Here is a 16,340-nt window from a genome sequence, read left to right on the forward strand (position 1 = left end):
ACAGGCTGCCCGATTGTCAGTGGCGCGCTGCATCATGAACCCATGACCGAAATCGAGCAGTTGCTGGCACGGGTCTCCTCCGAGGCCCGCAACACCCGGCCGTGGGGCTGGCCTTCGCTCCCCGCTCCCGTGGACCGGGCCGCGGTCGCCCGCGCCGAGGCCACCCTGGGCTTCCCGCTGCCGCCCCTGCTCGCCGCGCTCTATCTGCGGATAGGAGACGGCGGATTCGGCCCGTCCTACGGCCTGCTGCCCCTGCTCGACGGTCCGCCGTCGGGCGAGCCGGCAGCCGTCCCGCAGTACCTCGCCAACCGCAAGAGCGCCCGCAAGGACCCTGACTGGCCCTGGCCGGAGGGCGTCCTGCCGATATCCCACTGGGGCTGCGGCATGTACGCGTGCGTGGACTGCCACGACCCCAGGGGCCCGGTCCTGCTCTTCGAGCCGAACGGCGACGCGGCCGAGGAAGCCTGGTTCGTCGACGCACCCGACCTCACGACCTGGCTGCGCACCTGGCTCGACGGCACGGGCTGGTACGAGGAGGCCAACGACGGCGCGGACCTGGCCCTCTGGCCCGACTTCCGCATACGCACCACGACGGCCCAGGCCTCCTAGCCCGCGCCGACGAGGCACCAAGCCGCCGGACCAGCCCCCCACGCCGAGGCCTGATCACGGGTCGCCGTCACGACCGCCGGGACGCCACCCCCTGCCGTCCGGTCGTGGGCCGCCGTCACGACCACCGCGACATTGCCCCCTGCCGTCCGATCGCGGGTCGCCGTCTGGACACCGGGACGCCGCCCGCTGCCATCCGACCGCATGCCGTCGTCACGACGACCGCGACGCCACCCACCGTCGCACGCCGTACGCCGCAGCGCCCGCCCCCACCACGGCCGCGCCCACCACCACCGACACCGCGGGCAGGGCGAAGGCGAGCGTCGCACACCCGATCACACCCACCACCGGCACGACCCGCTGCAAGGGGGCAGAACTCAGCGTCCACGCCGACGCATTGGCCACCGCGTAGTAGGCCAGCACACCGAAGGAGGAGAACCCGATCGCGCCCCGCACGTCCACCGTCGCGGCCAGCGCTGCCACCACCGCGCCCACGGCCAGTTCCGCCCGGTGCGGCACCTGGAAGCGGGGATGCACGGCGGCCAGAGCACCCGGCAGATGACGGTCGCGGGCCATCGCCAGCGTCGTCCGCGACACCCCCAGGATCAGGGCGAGCAGCGACCCCAGCGCCGCCACGGCGGCCCCCACCCGCACCACCGGCACGAACCCGGGCGCACCGGCCGCACGGACCGCGTCGGCGAGTGGCGCCGCAGCACGGCCGAGCCCGGCAGGCCCCAGCACGGAAAGGACGGCCACCGCCACCATCACATACACCACCAGCGCGATCCCCAGCGCCAGCGGAATCGCCCGCGGGATGGTGCGCGCCGGATCCCGCACCTCCTCGCCGAGGGTCGCGATCCGCGCGTACCCCGCGAACGCGAAGAACAGCAGCCCGGCCGCCTGGAGCACCCCGCCCGCTCCGGTCGAGACACCGACGTCCAGCCGCCCGGCGTCCGAGGCGCCCGAGCCCAGACACACGACCACCACGGAAGTGAGGACCGCCAGCACCACCGCCACGATCACCCGCGTCAGCCAGGCCGACTTCTGTACGCCGCCGTAGTTCACCGCGGTCAGCGCCACCACGGCCGCGACCGCCACCGCGTGCGCCTGGTCCGGCCAGACGTACGCACCCACGGTGAGCGCCATCGCCGCACAGGAGGCCGTCTTGCCGACGACGAACGACCAGCCCGCCAGATACCCCCAGAAGGCACCGAGCCGCTCGCGCCCGTAGACGTACGTGCCCCCCGAGGCGGGGTACAGGGCGGCGAGGCGCGCCGAGGACATCGCGTTGCAGTAGGCGACCACGGCGGCGGCCGCGAGCCCGAGCAGGAGCCCGGTCCCGGCCGCACGCGCCGCGGGTCCCAGCGCGGCGAAGATCCCGGCGCCGACCATGGAGCCCAGCCCGATGACCACGGCGTCGCCGACGCCCAGAGTGCGCCGAAGTTCGGTATCGGACGGAGTCATGCGCCGCACCTTACTGATCAGCGCAACCGACCGGAGCCGCGGTGACGTCTTGTTCACCGAGGCGCCATCGAAGAACGGCGCCGGACGACAGCACCGACACACGCGCAGCCCGCGCCGGACACGAACAGCGACGGCACACCCCGGCCCGACCGGAAACACAGGTCCGGGACAGCGTGGACACAGCGCGGAAGGGCAGGTTCAGGACATGGGCATCATCGGATGGATCATTCTGGGGCTGCTGGCCGGCGCCATCGCCAAGTTCCTGCTGCCGGGTCGCGACCCGGGCGGCTTCGTCGGGACGACCGTCATCGGCATCGCCGGCGCGTTCATCGGCGGCTGGATCTCGGCCCGCTGGCTCGACCACCCCATAACCAAGCACTTCTACGACGGAGCCACCTGGGCGGCGGCGATCGGCGGCTCGCTCGTCCTGCTGGTCCTCTACCGCATCCTGTTCGGCGACTCGCGACGCTGACGACGCGCGCCGCTGAGCACCCGTCCCGAGACCGCGGCCAGCAGGCGAGAAGGGTGGGCACCCCTGGTGCCCACCCTTCCTCGTAGCCGTAGCCGTAGCCGTAGCCGTAGCCGTAGCCGTAGCCGTAGCCGTAGCCGTAGCCGTAGCCGTAGCCGTAGCCGTAGCCGTAGCCGTAGCCGTAGCCGTAGCCGTAGCCGTAGCCGTAGCCGTAGCCGTAGCCGTAGCCGTAGCCGTAGCCGTAGCCGTAGCCGTAGCTGTAGCCGTAGCCGTAGCCGTAACGGACCGGCCGATGGGACCGGTTGACGCAAGCGGCCACTGTCGGCCGGCGACTGCTACCGGTAGTTCACGAACTGCAGCGCGAAGTCGAAGTCCTTGCCCTTGAGGAGGGCCTGAACGGCCTGCAGGTCGTCACGGCTCTTCGAGCTGACACGCAGCTCGTCGCCCTGGACCTGGGCCTTCACGCCCTTGGGGCCCTCGTCGCGAATGATCTTCGCCACCTTCTTGGCGTTCTCCTGGGAGATGCCCTCCTCGATCGAGGCGAAGATCTTGTACTCCTTGCCGGAGAGCTGCGGCTCACCGGCGTCCAGCGCCTTCAGCGAGATGCCCCGCTTGATCAGCTTGGTCTCGAACACATCGAGGATGGCCTTCACCCGCTCCTCGGAGTTCGCCTCCATCAGGATCTTCTCGCCGGACCACGAGATGGAGGCGCCGACGTTCTTGAAGTCGTAGCGCTGCGAGATCTCCTTGGCGGCCTGGTTGAGGGCGTTGTCGACCTCCTGCCGCTCGACCTTCGAGACGATGTCGAAACTGGAGTCGGCCATGTCCTGTGGCTCCTTGTATCGGGGTGCGTAGGGGCGGCCGTCGAGCCCGGCGTCGGTCCCCGGCCGCATCCGCATAAGCCTAGCCACCCCCCTCCCCCCGAGCGTCGATCAATTGGGTGGCGAAGCATCCCCGAGCATCAGGTATCGTTTACGTCGTTGCCAGGGAGCACCGCCGAAAAGCGGAGCTCACAGCAGCAAACCCGGCGGTGTGCCCGAGCGGCCAAAGGGAGCAGACTGTAAATCTGCCGGCTCAGCCTTCCCAGGTTCGAATCCTGGCGCCGCCACATGAAGGTAAACCCCCTCCGAACTGCGTTTCCGCAGTTCGGAGGGGGTTTCTTCGTATGCGTGGGCGGCCGGCTTCCATCTTGTGCCGCCTCGTGTTCGAACGCCCCGTCCGGAGCGGGCGGACGGGCGCCGTGGACGCGATACCCGGCCCACGCCACCGCTCGCCCGGAGCCCTCGACGCCACGTGGCCTCCGTCACCGGGAGGCGTGAGGAGCCCCGCTCCGCCGACGGCGACCGCGACCGTGCGGCGGCCCCGCGCGACGTCGTGACGCGGGTGGCGGAGCCGTCCACGCCGTCAGGAGACTCCGTTGGTCCACCTGGCCGCACATGGCCGCGCGGATCACGGATCCGCGCCGTCGTGCGTGTTTCCATCACAGCCAGGAGGCATATGACATGGCTGACGATCGACGGCAGGACACCCACTCCCGGCCCACCACGTCGCGGCGTCGTGTGTTGGCCGTGGCGGCCCTCGCACCCGTGCTGACCGGGGCCCCGAGCGAAGCCCACGCCCTCTCCACCCGAAACGGGCGGGCAATGGCCGAGCCGGTACTGACAAAACTGGCCGACTGGGCGGACGTGGGCAAGGCCCTCGGCCGGCCCGGCGACATGAAGCGGTTCATGTATCACACGGGCATGCCGCGCAACGACCTCACGGTCTTCACCCGCGGAGTCCGGATCAACCCCACCCTCGCCTTGGGCACGCACGTGTCCTTCGTCCGGTACACCGACCACAGCACGCTCCTCATGGGCGACGCCGTGGTCACCGAGCGCGAACTGCAGCACTTCATCGACGTGCTGCAGGACCACGGGATCATGCAGACCGCCATCCACAAGCACCTGCTCGCTCACGAGCCGGACGTCTGGTGGGTCCATCTGCACGCCCACGGCGACGATCCGGTCGCCGTCGCCCGCGGCCTGCGCGCCGCGTTCGCCTGCACCGGCACCCCGCCCGCCGAACCCACCGTCACCTCGCCGCCCATCGACCTGGACACCCCGGCGATCGACGCCGCGCTGGGAGTCAAGGGCTACGCGGACGGCGAGATCTACAAGAGCGTCTTCGCCCGCCGCGAGGCCATCGCCGACGGCCACCTGATCCTTCCCCCGGGACTGGGCGCCACCACCTCCGTCAACTTCCAGGCACTGGGCGGCGGACGGGCGGCGATCAGCGGTGACCTGGTGATGACCGCCGAGGAGGTCCAGCCCGCACTCGTCGCCCTGCGGCGCAACGGCGTCGAGCTCGTCGAGGTCCACCACCACAACCTGACCGACGAACCACGCCTGTTCTTCGTCCACTTCTGGGCCGTCGGTGACGCCGTGAAGCTCGCCGCCGGCCTTCGTCACGCAGTGGACGCCACCAACGTCGTACCTATGCCCCCCGGAGGAGCCGGCTGATGACCGGTGACAAAGAGACGCCCACCTGCCCGTTCGACTTCAGCGAAGCACTCGACTTCGACCCGGTGCTCGCGGATCTGATGCACCGTGACGCCCCGGCCCGCATCCGGCTGCCCTACGGCGAGGCCGACGCCTGGCTGGTCACCGGCTTCGACGCCGTCAAGCACGTGACCACCGACCAGCGTCTGAGCCGGGCGGCCATCATCGGCCACGACTACCCCCGGCTCACGGCCGAGCCCATCGTCTCGCCCGAGTCCATCAACGTGATGGATCCGCCGCACAGCAGCCGCGTACGCCAGCTGGCGTCGCAGGCCTTCACCCAGCAGCGGGTCGACGGCATGCGGCACCGGATCGTCCGGCTCGCGGACCTCCTGCTCGACGAGATGGAGGAGAAGGGCCCGCCGGCGGACCTGGTCAAGTACCTCTCCACCACGCTTCCCCAGCACACCGTCCTCGACCTCCTCGGTGTCGAACGGGCGGACTGGCCCCGGATGCAGGAGGCCGTGCTCCGGCTGCTGGTCGTCGACGCGCACAACAAGGACGCGGCCGCGAAGGCCAAGGCTGATCTGACGGCCTACTTCGCCGAACTCGTCGAGCAGCGCCGCCATTCACCCGGCGACGACCTCATCAGCCTGATGGCCGAGGCGCGGGACGGCGAGGACCACCTCGACGACAACGAACTGGCGGTCATGGCGCTGACCCTGGCACTCAGCGGCCAGGACACCGCGACCTGCGAGATCAGCAACATCGTCTACCTGCTCCTCACCCACCCCGAGCTGGAGGACCACATCAGGCGCCGGCCCGAGACGCTCACCGACGTCCTGCACGAGATGCTCCGCTACATCCCGTTCCGCAAGGGCGTCGGCATTCCCCGGATGGCTCTGGAGGACGTGGAGCTGGACGGCGCACAGATCCGGGCGGGCGACTTCGTCCACGTCTCGTACCTGGCGGCCAACCGCGACCCGGAGCGCTACCCGAAGCCGGACGTCATCGACGTCGACCGCCCGAACCGTCCGCACATGACGTTCGGCTGGGGCGGTCACCGCTGCATCGCCGTCCCGCTGGCCATGGCGGAGCTCGAAGTGGCCGTCGGCCGCCTCATGCAGCGCTTCCCCGGGCTGAAGCTCGCGGTGCCGCCGGACGAAGTGCGGTGGGACCAGCAGACGATCCGGCGCTTCCCGCTGGAGCTGCCGGTCACCTGGTAGGACCATCTCCCGACGCCGTCGGCCCTTCGCTCGGGAAAACCCCCGCCGGACCGCGAGAACGCGGTCCGGCGGGGGTTCTGCGTACCCCCGTGGAGGGCAGGGCTGTGCCTGTGTGCCGCCCGGCCGGGGCAGACTGGACCCATGTCGTCGCGTCGCAGGAACTGCCCCGAGTGCCGCCGGGAGATCGCCGTCGTCGCGGGCCGGTTCGCGCGGCACGATCCGCCGGGCCCGCGGGGGAGCGGAGCGCTGGTCTCGTGCCCCGGCTCACGCCGGCAGGCACAGACGGGCACGGCCCAGCCGACACTGGACGGGTACACGGTCCCCGACTTCCCCGGACAGCTCCCGCTGTTCTGACGTACGCCCGGACCGAGCCGGACGAGCAGCCCCGGCCCACCCGACGATCATCCGCGGCCCACCCGACGAGCACGCGGATACGCCGCCGTCTAGTTCCCCGCCACCGACTTGACCCCCACCGAGACCGGCGTCGAGCCGCTGATCAGTTCCAGGGTCAGCCCGGCCGTCGCCGAGGTGTCCACCAGCTCCGCGAGGACCGCGGCGACGTCGTCGCGCGGGATCATGCCGCGGCCGGTGTGCGCCTCCAGACGTACGAGACCGGTGCCGGCGTCGTCGATCAGGCCCCCGGGGCGCAGGATCGTCCAGTCCAGGCCCGGACGACTGCGTACGTACGCGTCGGCCTCGCCCTTGGCGCGCAGATACGCGTCGAACACCTCGTCCCCCTCGTGCGCGGGGTCCGCGCCCATCGACGACACGACCACATGACGGCGCACGCCCGCGCGCTCCGCCGCGTCCGCGAACAGGATCGCGGCCCCCTTGTCCACCGTCTCCTTGCGGGCCGCCCCGCTGCCCGGACCCGCTCCCGCCGCGAAGACGGCGGCGTCGGCGCCCTGCAGGTGCGCGGCCACCTCCTCCACCGAAGCCGACTCCAGATCGCACAGAACCGGCTCGGCGCCGGCTTCCCGCAGGTCGTCGCCCTGCTCGGGGCGCCGGATGATACCCGCGACCTCGTCGCCGCGCGCGGAGAGCAGCCGCTCCAGCCGCAGCGCGATCTGACCATGACCTCCAGCGATGACAATGCGCATGTTTCCGACCGTACGCCCGGACGGACGCGTTCGCCGCACAACCTTGTGGGCGGCTCATGTGTCACATGTGTGATCACTGAGAACGAGGATTCGAGGGGACGTCGTGCGGACGCGCGCGGCGTCACAGAGGAGAGCATCATCACCGCCATACGCAAGACCGTCACCGCGGCCGGCTGCGCCGCCGTCCTCCTCGCCACCGCGGCCGCCTGCGGCACGGTCAAGAACCTCACCGCCGGACAGAAGGTCGACCACGCCGTCGACCAGCTCGGCGAAAAGAAGTCCCTCGCCTTCCAGTTGGACCTCGACGCCACCCCCGACGCGATCACCTCGCTGGCGAACGCGTCCGGCGACGCCGAGGAGGCCATGCCGCCGGAGTTCGGGAAGTTCGTCAGCGGCCTGCGTGTGGATGTCGCCGTCAAGTCCCGTAAGCCGCTGGAGGATTCGGGCGAGAAGGACCTGATCGGCACGAGCCTCAAGATCTCGGGGGCCGACGGCGTCCTCGCCGAGTACCGGGTCGTCGGCGACTTCACGTACTACCGCTCCGACATGAAGGCCATCGGCAAGGCCATGGGTGTCCCCATGCCGACGGTCGACCAGATCCCGGACTCCGAGAAGGAGTTCAAGAAGATCCTCGAGGGCGACTGGGTGAAGGTCGACACCCGCGAACTGGCCAAGGCCCAGAAGTCGCACAAGCGCGGCGCGAAGGGGTCGGCCGACGACGTCGACGCGAAGACCCAGCGGAAGATCCTCAAGGCCGTCCGCGGTGTCATCGCCCGTGACGTCACCTTCAGCACCAAGAGCGGCGGCGACGGCACCGAACACGTGGTGGCCAAGGCCAACTTCCGTGAGCTGATCCGCGGGGTCTTCGACAAGCTCCGCCCGCTGGAGGGCGACCTTCCGCCCGGTACGGAACTGCCCACGGACAAGGAGCTCAAGGACGCCCCGAACAAGAAGGTCGCGGTCGACTTCACGCTGAAGAACGGCGACCTCACCCAGGTCAAGATCGACCTCGGTGTCCTCGCCGACACCCCGAAGCCCGCGAAGCTGCCGCTGGTCCTGAAGTTCTCCGAGGCGGGCGACGTCAACGCGCCGGCGGGGGCCACGGAGATCCCCGTGGACAAGGTTCCCGGCGGCAGCCCGCTCGCCGGCGGGCTGTTCGGCGGCGACGAACTCTAGAGGGCGGCGACGAGCTCCAGAGGTTCAGGACTCCCGCCCCGGGGCGGTTCCGGGCTCCGGGGCCGGGAGCGGCCGGGGCCGCGGGCCCCGGCCTTCGACGGCGCGCGCGTGGAGGGCAGCACGAGAACACTCCACGCGCGCGGGTCCGAGCGAGCGCCCTGCTCCAGGCGCAGGGCTCCCGGGCATGCCCCGCTCCACGAGGACGGCTCCCGGGCATGCCCCGCTCCACAAGGACGGCTCCCAGGCGCGTGTCCTGCCCCGTGCGAGCGGCTTTGAGGCGGGTCCTGCTCCGGGCAAGGCTGCTACGAGGCGCGCCCTGCTCCGAGGCGAGCCCCGCTCCGTACAGGCGGCTGTGAGGCGAGCCCCGCTCCGTACAGGCGGCTGTGAGGCGAGGCCCGCACTATGGGAGCGGCTCTCAGGCACACCGCACGGTGGCCCGGCGCGGCGCACGGAGCGCGGCCCGGCGTGCCTCACGACGATTCGGCCCGCCCCTGCCGTGGCAGGTCCATTCCGGCCACGGTCGCCGAGTTGCAGTACTCCCGCACCGCGCTGGTCCGCGCCACCACCCGCCCGCGGTGCACCACGATCCGGCTGTACGCCAACGACAGCGCCCCCGCGAGCCCTTCACCCCGTACCGCGAGCAACTCGGCCGGAAATCCCGCCTCCACGCGCACCTCGGGCAGTCCCAGCGCGGCCCGCGCCGCACCCGCCACGGCGTCGTACGCCTCCTCGGGGCGCAGTCCCCACCGCGAGGCCAGCAGGTACGCGGCCTCCAACGGGTCCCCCCGCCCGACAGGGTTCGACAGGTCGCGCAGGGCACCGCTGCCCGCCGCCACGCGTACGCCCGCCGCGCGCAGCATCCGTACCGGCGCGACCCCTCGGCGGTCCACCGACCCGCAGCCGCCCTGCGGCAGGCACACCACCGTGATCCCTGCCGCGGCGAGTTGGTCGGCCGCCCGGGAGGCCGCCTCGGCGGGCAGCCGTCCGAGACCGGCGCACGGGCCGAGCGTCACGCCGGCCCGCAGCCCGCCCGCCATCGCCGTGAGCCGGGCGAGCCGGGCCGGGTCGGCGCCGTCCGTGTGCAGGTCGACCGGGCAGCCGAGCTCCTCGGCCATTTCCAGGACCGCCTCCACGTATCCCGTCGGATCGGGATCGGTGTCCGGGCAGCCGCCCACCACGGTGGCGCCCATCTTCACGGCGTCCCGCAGCATCGCCAGACCGTCCGCTCCGGCGGCCCCGGTCAGCACCCGCGGCATCGCCACCGCCGTCAGCTCGGCGAGCCCGCGCAGCGACCGCCGGGCCTGGAGCACCGCCGCCAGCGCGTCGAGCCCCTGTACGTCGCCGACGCGCACGTGGGAACGCAGCGCCGTGGCTCCGTGCCCGAGTTGCAGCAGCGCCGCCTCGGTGGCCCGGCGCTGGACCTCCGGGGAGTTGTAGGCGAGCGGCCCCTCGCCGTCGGCCGTCAGCGCGGTGTCGACGTGGGCGTGCGGCTCGGCCGGGGCGGGCAGGAGGAGGTAGCCGTCGAGGTCCACCTTCGCGGCGAGGCCGCCGGCGACCCCTGTCGCCAGGCTTCCCGCGGTGCCGACCGCCTCGATGCGCCCGCCGCCCAGCCGTACGTCCACGGTCCGGCCGTCGGTGAGTCGCGCCCCGCACAGCAGCAGGGTGGCCGTGTCGGCCTGGCCCGACGAGGAGTGGGGCGGCTGCGGCTGGCTGTCGGGCATCGCGCTCCTGGTGCTCGGGTGCGGGACGGGCGCCCGCGAGGAGCGGGACTCAAGATCACTCAGCGTGGGTCGAGCCTAGGGTGGCAACCCGCCCACGTCGGGGAGGAGCGCAATAGTCGTACCGGTGTGGCCTGCTGGTTCCGGAGCGCGCGGCCCCGGGACGATCCCTGGTGATCAGAGGTGCGTGAGGGGCTCCGGAGGGCCCGTGGGGAAGCCCGCGGAAGCGGAAGGGAACAGGCCGGGGCGGGTGCCGCGAAACGGATTTGGGCGATCGGCGGCCTACCGTGTAATGTCTTCATCGCTCGCCCCAATAGCTCAGTCGGCAGAGCGTCTCCATGGTAAGGAGAAGGTCTACGGTTCGATTCCGTATTGGGGCTCTGGTGTGAGAGGTTCCCGTCGCAAGACGGGGCCCGATCGCATCACAGCGGTGTAGCTCAGTCGGTAGAGCAAGCGGCTCATAATCGCTGTGTCACCGGTTCAAGTCCGGTCACCGCTACTGACAGTAGCCGATTGTGGGGTCGGTCCTTCGATCGGCTACTCTTCTATGCGTTAATCGTCCCATCCGTTCGTCAAGGAGCACTCCTGTGGCTGCCACCGACGTCCGCCCGAAGATCACGCTGGCCTGCGTGGAGTGCAAGGAGCGGAACTACATCACCAAGAAGAACCGGCGTAACAACCCGGACCGACTGGAGATGAAGAAGCACTGCCCGCGTTGCAACGCGCACACCGCGCACCGCGAAACGCGATAAATCAGGCTCGTACACGAGGCCGTCCCCTTCGCGGGGGGCGGCCTCGCGTCGTTGTGGACCCGAGGCGCCCCAGGGTGCGGCGGGTCCGGACGAGTGCCGCGTCGCCGCAGGGCGCCGCGTCGTTATAGAGCGAAGACAGCCCGCCCGGCTATGACAGGAGCGACGACCCGTCCCGGCCAGGGCGGGAAGACAATCCGTTCCGGTCCGGACGGGACGACATTCCGCCGGCCGGGACGCCGAGTCCAGCGAAGACAACCAGGAGGTGCCGAGCCCATGGCGCTCGACCAGTCCTTCGTGGGGCGGTCCTACCCGCCCACCGACCCCTACGAGGTCGGCCGGGAGAAGATCCGCGAGTTCGCGGAGGCCGTCGGGGACCTCAACCCCGCGTACACGGATCCGGAGGCCGCCAAGGCGCTCGGGCACGCCGATGTGATCGCCCCGCCGACCTTCGTGTTCGCGATCACGTTCAAGGCCGCCGGTCAGGTCGTCCAGGACCCGCAACTGGGCCTCGACTACAGCCGAGTGGTGCACGGCGACCAGAAGTTCGCCTACACCCGCCCCGTGCGCGCGGGCGACCGGCTCACGGTCACCTCGACGATCGAGTCGATCAAGTCCCTCGCGGGCAACGACATCCTGGACATCCGTGGCGAGGTCCACGACGAGTCGGGCGAGCACGTCGTGACGGCCGTCACCAAGCTGGTCGCACGCGCGGCGGAGGAGGGCTGACATGACGGCGAAGATCACTTACGCGGACGTCGAGGTCGGCACCGAACTGCCGGCCCAGACCTTCCCCGTCACCCGGGCCACCCTGGTCCAGTACGCGGGCGCCTCCGGGGACTTCAACCCGATCCACTGGAACGAGAAGTTCGCGGTCGAGGTCGGTCTCCCCGACGTCATCGCCCACGGCATGTTCACCATGGCCGAGGCGATCCGCGTCGTCACCGACTGGGTCGGCGACCCGGGCGCGGTCGTCGAGTACGGCGTCCGCTTCACCAAGCCCGTCGTCGTCCCGAACGACGACAAGGGCGCCACGATCGAGGTCAGCGCCAAGATCGGGGCCAAGCTCGACGACAACACCGTCCGCGTCGACCTCACCGCGACGAGCGCGGGCCAGAAGGTCCTGGGCATGTCACGAGCGGTCGTACGGCTGGCCTGAGAGGCCGGAGCGGGCCGCGAGGGCTCGACGGAAGTGCCGTGAAGGCACGACGGAAGCGCCGCGAGCTTGCGGCGGAAGTACGGAAGTACGGAAGTACGGAAGTAAGGGGCGTCCTCCATGGCGGGGCGCCCCTTACGTGCGTGAGGACCCCTACCGGCCCCAACGCGCCGCGAGGGCAAGGCGTTCCGAACGCGCTGCGGGGGCAAGGCGTTCCGTCGGCAGGCTCCGAGCCGGGCCCCCTTGACGTAGTTAGTGATTGAGTACTAACTTACTCGCATGGTCAGGATGAGCGCAGAGGAGAGGCGCGAGAGCGTCATCCGCGCGGCGATGAGCGAGTTCGCCCGCGGCGGCTACTACGGCACATCCACCGAGGCGATCGCCAAGCGCGTCGGTGTCTCGCAGCCGTACCTCTTCCGCCTCTTCCCGGGCAAGAAGGCGATCTTCCTCGCGGCGGCCGAGTACTGCATGGAGCTCACTCGGCGCACCTTCGAGGAGGCCTCCGAGGGGCTGCAGGGTGAAGACGCCCTGCATGCCATGGCGAACGCGTACGTCAAGGTCATCGCCGAGCAGCCGGAGCGGCTGCTCATGCAGATGCAGATGTACGTCGCCGTGGCCGCGGCCGAAGAGGCCGGTGACCGAGAACTCGGCGAGGCGGTGCGGGCCGGCTGGATGCGGCTCTGGGACGTGGTCCACGTGCCGCTGGGTGCGGACGTGGACGAGACCGCGACCTTCATGGCGTACGGAATGCTCGTCAACTGCCTGGTGTCCATGGGCTTCCCGCCCGAGCATCGGGTGTGGGAAGGGCTCTATCCGTCGGCGAGGATCACGGGCCGGCTGGAGAAGTAGGCGCGACGGGTCCGGCGGGCCTCACGGGCCATTCCGGCCCGACGGGTTCGACGGGTTCGACGGGCTGAGGGTTGAGATACGCGGGCTGAGGCCTGAGACGGACGCAGGGACCGCGGGTCCGGAGTCGGGGGAATTCCTGCCCTCTCCATGCCCGCGAAAGTTAGTCAGCAATAACTAACCATTGATGGTCATCACGCTCTGGGGGAGCGATGTCACAGGGAACGGCACAGTCCGCACCGGCGGGGCACACGGAACCGGCAGCACGTCGCGGGGGAGCGGTCTGGGCCCTCGTCATCACCAGCGTCGCCGGATTCATGGCGGCCCTCGACAATCTCGTCGTCACCACCGCCCTGCCCTCGATCCGCAAGGACCTCGGAGGAGCGCTCGACGACCTGGAATGGACCGTGAGCGCCTACACGCTCACCTTCGCCGTCCTGCTGATGTTCGGCGCGGCGCTCGGTGACCGCTTCGGACGCCGACGGCTCTTCCTCGTCGGGCTGAGCGTCTTCACCGGCGCCTCCGCCGCCGCGGCCATGGCGCCCGGCATCGACTCCCTGATCGCCGCCCGGGCGGTCCAGGGCGTGGGTGCGGCGATCATGATGCCGCTGACCCTGACCCTGCTGACCGCGGCGGTTCCGCCCGCCAGGCGCGGGATGGCGTACGGGATCTGGGGTGCCGTCAACGGACTCGCGGTCGCCTCCGGTCCGCTCATCGGCGGCAGCCTCACCGAACACGTGTCCTGGCACTGGATCTTCTGGCTGAACGTGCCGCTCGGCCTGGCCCTGCTGCCGCTCGCCCGACTGCGCCTCTCCGAGTCGCACGGCACCGGCGCGCGGCTCGACGTCCCCGGCACCCTGCTCGCCAGCGGCGGCCTCTTCGGGATCGTCTACAGCCTGGTCCGCGGACCCGCCGACGGCTGGACCAGCCCGCTCGTCCTGACGGGCCTGTTCGCGGGCACCGCGCTGCTCGCCGGATTCGTCCTGCACGGCAGCCGCGCCAAGAACCCGATGCTGCCGATGCGGCTCTTCCGCTCCCGCGCCTTCGCCGGGATCAACGCCGCGAGCCTGCTGATGTTCCTCGGGATGTTCGGCTCGATCTTCCTGCTCAGCCAGTACATGCAGGGCGTCCTGGGCTACTCGCCGACCGAGGCGGGACTGCGGATGCTGCCCTGGACCGGCATGCCGATGCTCGTCGCGCCGATCGCCGGCTACCTCTCCGACCGCATCGGCGGGCGCCCGGTGGTGGCCACCGGCCTCTTCCTCCAGGCCGCGGGCCTCGCGTACTACGCCACCGTGATCGCCGCCGACGCCTCGTACCTCTCCCAGCTGCCCGCGCTGATCATCAGCGGCGTCGGGATGTCCCTGTACTTCGCGCCCGCCTCCAACCTGGTCATGTCCAGCGTCAGCGCCACCGAGCAGGGCATCGCCTCCGGCGCCAACAACGCGCTGCGCGAGGTGGGCGGCGCGCTCGGCATCGCGGTGATGTCCTCGATCTTCTCCGCGCAGGGCGGCTACGAGTCCGCGCAGAGCTTCGTCGACGGCCTGCGGCCCGCCCTCGTGGTCGGTTCCTCGGTCGTCGCCCTGGCGGGCATCGCGGCCCTGGTCATCCCGACCGCACGCCGTGCCGCACGGACGCCCGTCGCGTCCTCCGCGCCGGCCCCCGCCCTCGAGACCGCCACCCACTGAAGCCCGGAAGGAGCCCGGACATGCCCACTCTTCCCTGGACCGTGCCGAACACGCCGCCGCAGGACACCGAGCTGCACGTGATGGCCTCCCGGTTCGAGACCCGCACCCTGTGGGGAGCGCTCCGGTTCTTCGCGCGGACGCCGGGCGTGTGGCGGCAGGTCGGCAAGGCACCCGGCGCGTACGGCGCCTCGCTGAAGGCGGCGCCCCTGCGGCGCACCTTCTGGACCGTGTCCGCCTGGGAGTCGCCCGCCGCCCTCAAGGAGTTCGCCCGCTCCGGCCCGCACGCCCCGGCCGCGGGGGGCCTGCGACACCAGATGAAGGACGCGAAGTTCCTCACCTGGAAGACATCCGCCGACGAGCTGCCCCTCGACTGGGCGCAGGTGCTGCGACGCTTCGACTGACCGCACGTGACACGGCTGTGGCCCCGCCCCGACGGCGGGGCCACAGCCGTGTCCGTGCCGCCACGGAGGGCGTATGCCGTCGTGCCCGCCGCCACCGGTGGCCGGACGCCCCCGGCCCTTCTCGTAGTCTTGGGCGCGTGCAGGAACTCCACGACGCCCCGCTCGCCCCGCTGACCACCTTCCGGCTCGGGGGCCCGGCCACCCGGCTGATCACCGCCACGACCGACGCCGAGGTCGTCGCCGCCGTGCGCGAGGCCGACGACACCGGTACGCCGCTGCTGCTCATCGGCGGCGGATCGAACCTGGTCATCGGCGACAAGGGCTTCGACGGCACGGCCCTGCGCATCGCCACGACCGGCTTCGCGCTCGACGGCACGCGGCTGGAGCTGGCGGCCGGCGAGGTGTGGACCGACGTGGTCGCCCGCACCGTCGAAGCCGGACTCGCCGGCATCGAGTGCCTCGCCGGCATCCCCGGCTCCGCGGGCGCCACCCCGATCCAGAACGTGGGCGCGTACGGCCAGGAAGTGTCGTCGACGATCACCGAAGTGGTCGCCTACGACCGCACGGCGCGCGAGACGGTCACGCTGACGAACGCGGAGTGCGCCTTCTCGTACCGGCACAGCCGCTTCAAGGCCGACCCCGACCGTTACGTCGTGCTCCGCGTCCGCTTCCGGCTGGAGGACGCGGAAGGGCTGTCGGCTCCGATCAGGTACGCGGAGATGGCCCGCGTGCTCGGCGTGGAACCCGGCGACCGGGTGCCGCTGACGGCCGCCCGCGAGACGGTGCTGGGGCTGCGCTCCGGCAAGGGCATGGTCCTGGACCCCGAGGACCATGACACCTGGTCCGCCGGGTCGTTCTTCACGAACCCGATCCTCAGCGACGAGGAGTTCGCCGCGTTCCACGCGCGCGTGGAGGACCGGCTCGGCGCCGGGACCGTACCGCCCGCGTACCCGGCGGGCGACGGCAACACCAAGACCTCCGCGGCCTGGCTGATCGACAAGTCCGGCTTCACCAAGGGCTACGGCAGCGGGCCCGCGCGGATCTCCACCAAGCACACGCTCGCCCTCACCAACCGGGGCGAGGCCACCACCGAGGACCTCCTCGCGCTGGCCCGCGAGGTCGTCGCCGGCGTCCACGAGGCCTTCGGGATCACCCTGGTCAACGAGCCCGTCACGGTCGGCGTACGCCTCTAGCGAGCCCGGGCGCCACCCGCGCGGACCCGGACACCCTCACCCCGGCACCGGCCCGCCCGGCGCGCGCG

General features: G+C 71.2%; 17 protein-coding genes and 3 tRNA genes. 16 read left to right on the plus strand and 4 right to left on the minus strand.

Features of this window, described 5'->3' with window-relative positions; genetic code table 11:
- Positions 1-42: 42 nt before the first annotated feature.
- On the plus strand, positions 43-609 hold the full coding sequence (locus tag BKI49_RS21990) for an SMI1/KNR4 family protein (RefSeq protein WP_095936016.1): 567 nt from the start codon (positions 43-45) through the stop codon (positions 607-609).
- A 210-nt stretch (positions 610-819) separates the two neighbouring features.
- Here BKI49_RS21990 and BKI49_RS21995 read toward each other — a convergent pair whose 3' ends face one another.
- The gene (locus BKI49_RS21995) at positions 820-2,070 is read right to left on the minus strand and encodes an APC family permease (protein ID WP_095936017.1); all 1,251 of its coding nucleotides are present in this window, start codon (positions 2,068-2,070) and stop codon (positions 820-822) included.
- Between the two features lie 205 nt (positions 2,071-2,275).
- On the opposite strand from BKI49_RS21995, the gene BKI49_RS22000 reads away from it, so the two are divergent.
- Positions 2,276-2,542 (plus strand): GlsB/YeaQ/YmgE family stress response membrane protein, encoded by a 267-nt coding sequence (locus BKI49_RS22000; RefSeq protein ID WP_028805133.1) that lies wholly within the window; start codon positions 2,276-2,278, stop codon positions 2,540-2,542.
- 332 nt (positions 2,543-2,874) lie between these two features.
- Here the strand turns inward: BKI49_RS22000 and BKI49_RS22010 are convergent, their stop codons facing one another.
- Positions 2,875-3,363: a YajQ family cyclic di-GMP-binding protein gene (locus tag BKI49_RS22010; protein ID WP_028805132.1), complete on the minus strand. Its 489-nt coding sequence runs from the start codon at positions 3,361-3,363 to the stop codon at positions 2,875-2,877.
- Between the two features lie 202 nt (positions 3,364-3,565).
- On the opposite strand from BKI49_RS22010, the gene BKI49_RS22015 reads away from it, so the two are divergent.
- The 4 genes from BKI49_RS22015 (at position 3,566) to BKI49_RS22030 (ending at position 6,599) form a co-directional block, all read left to right on the plus strand.
- Positions 3,566-3,647 (plus strand) — tRNA-Tyr (locus BKI49_RS22015).
- Positions 3,648-4,041: 394 nt separating this feature from the next.
- The gene (locus BKI49_RS22020; RefSeq protein ID WP_095936018.1) at positions 4,042-5,040 is read left to right on the plus strand and encodes a DUF1259 domain-containing protein; all 999 of its coding nucleotides are present in this window, start codon (positions 4,042-4,044) and stop codon (positions 5,038-5,040) included.
- Positions 5,040-6,245, plus strand: coding sequence for a cytochrome P450 (locus BKI49_RS22025; protein WP_095936019.1), 1,206 nt, complete (start codon positions 5,040-5,042; stop codon positions 6,243-6,245). The genes BKI49_RS22020 and BKI49_RS22025 overlap by 1 nt, the downstream gene beginning before the upstream one ends.
- A gap of 141 nt (positions 6,246-6,386) precedes the next feature.
- Positions 6,387-6,599: a hypothetical protein gene (locus BKI49_RS22030; RefSeq protein ID WP_095936020.1), complete on the plus strand. Its 213-nt coding sequence runs from the start codon at positions 6,387-6,389 to the stop codon at positions 6,597-6,599.
- A gap of 89 nt (positions 6,600-6,688) precedes the next feature.
- On the opposite strand, the gene BKI49_RS22035 is transcribed toward BKI49_RS22030, so the two are convergent.
- Positions 6,689-7,345, minus strand: coding sequence for an SDR family oxidoreductase (locus BKI49_RS22035; protein WP_095936021.1), 657 nt, complete (start codon positions 7,343-7,345; stop codon positions 6,689-6,691).
- Between the two features lie 69 nt (positions 7,346-7,414).
- On the opposite strand from BKI49_RS22035, the gene BKI49_RS22040 reads away from it, so the two are divergent.
- Positions 7,415-8,521 (plus strand): hypothetical protein, encoded by a 1,107-nt coding sequence (locus tag BKI49_RS22040; protein ID WP_257004909.1) that lies wholly within the window; start codon positions 7,415-7,417, stop codon positions 8,519-8,521.
- Positions 8,522-8,991: 470 nt separating this feature from the next.
- Here BKI49_RS22040 and BKI49_RS22045 read toward each other — a convergent pair whose 3' ends face one another.
- Positions 8,992-10,242, minus strand: coding sequence for an amidohydrolase family protein (locus BKI49_RS22045; protein WP_095936022.1), 1,251 nt, complete (start codon positions 10,240-10,242; stop codon positions 8,992-8,994).
- A 304-nt stretch (positions 10,243-10,546) separates the two neighbouring features.
- Between BKI49_RS22045 and BKI49_RS22050 the strand changes: the two genes are divergently transcribed.
- The 9 genes from BKI49_RS22050 (at position 10,547) to BKI49_RS22090 (ending at position 16,272) form a co-directional block, all read left to right on the plus strand.
- Positions 10,547-10,619: transfer RNA gene (locus BKI49_RS22050), tRNA-Thr, on the plus strand.
- A gap of 46 nt (positions 10,620-10,665) precedes the next feature.
- A tRNA-Met gene (locus BKI49_RS22055) sits at positions 10,666-10,738 on the plus strand.
- 88 nt (positions 10,739-10,826) lie between these two features.
- Positions 10,827-10,991 carry a 50S ribosomal protein L33 gene (gene rpmG, locus BKI49_RS22060; RefSeq protein ID WP_003948671.1) on the plus strand — a complete coding sequence of 55 codons (165 nt, stop codon included), beginning with the start codon at positions 10,827-10,829 and terminating at the stop codon, positions 10,989-10,991.
- Between the two features lie 273 nt (positions 10,992-11,264).
- A complete protein-coding gene (locus tag BKI49_RS22065) occupies positions 11,265-11,717 on the plus strand; it encodes a MaoC family dehydratase N-terminal domain-containing protein (protein WP_095936023.1) in 453 nt (150 codons plus the stop codon).
- Position 11,718: 1 nt separating this feature from the next.
- Positions 11,719-12,147, plus strand: a complete 429-nt coding sequence (locus BKI49_RS22070) for a MaoC family dehydratase (protein WP_095936024.1) — start codon at positions 11,719-11,721, stop codon at positions 12,145-12,147.
- Between the two features lie 276 nt (positions 12,148-12,423).
- Complete coding sequence (locus BKI49_RS22075) at positions 12,424-12,993, plus strand: TetR/AcrR family transcriptional regulator (protein ID WP_179332532.1); 570 nt, start codon at positions 12,424-12,426, stop codon at positions 12,991-12,993.
- A gap of 209 nt (positions 12,994-13,202) precedes the next feature.
- Positions 13,203-14,678, plus strand: a complete 1,476-nt coding sequence (locus BKI49_RS22080; RefSeq protein ID WP_095936025.1) for a DHA2 family efflux MFS transporter permease subunit — start codon at positions 13,203-13,205, stop codon at positions 14,676-14,678.
- Between the two features lie 20 nt (positions 14,679-14,698).
- Positions 14,699-15,079 carry a DUF3291 domain-containing protein gene (locus BKI49_RS22085; protein WP_095936026.1) on the plus strand — a complete coding sequence of 127 codons (381 nt, stop codon included), beginning with the start codon at positions 14,699-14,701 and terminating at the stop codon, positions 15,077-15,079.
- A gap of 137 nt (positions 15,080-15,216) precedes the next feature.
- The gene (locus BKI49_RS22090) at positions 15,217-16,272 is read left to right on the plus strand and encodes a UDP-N-acetylmuramate dehydrogenase (RefSeq protein WP_095936027.1); all 1,056 of its coding nucleotides are present in this window, start codon (positions 15,217-15,219) and stop codon (positions 16,270-16,272) included.
- Positions 16,273-16,340: the final 68 nt, after the last annotated feature.

Source organism: Streptomyces sp. Tue6028 (assembly GCF_002300165.1).
In the GTDB taxonomy this organism is placed as follows: Bacteria; Actinomycetota; Actinomycetes; order Streptomycetales; family Streptomycetaceae; genus Streptomyces; species Streptomyces siamensis.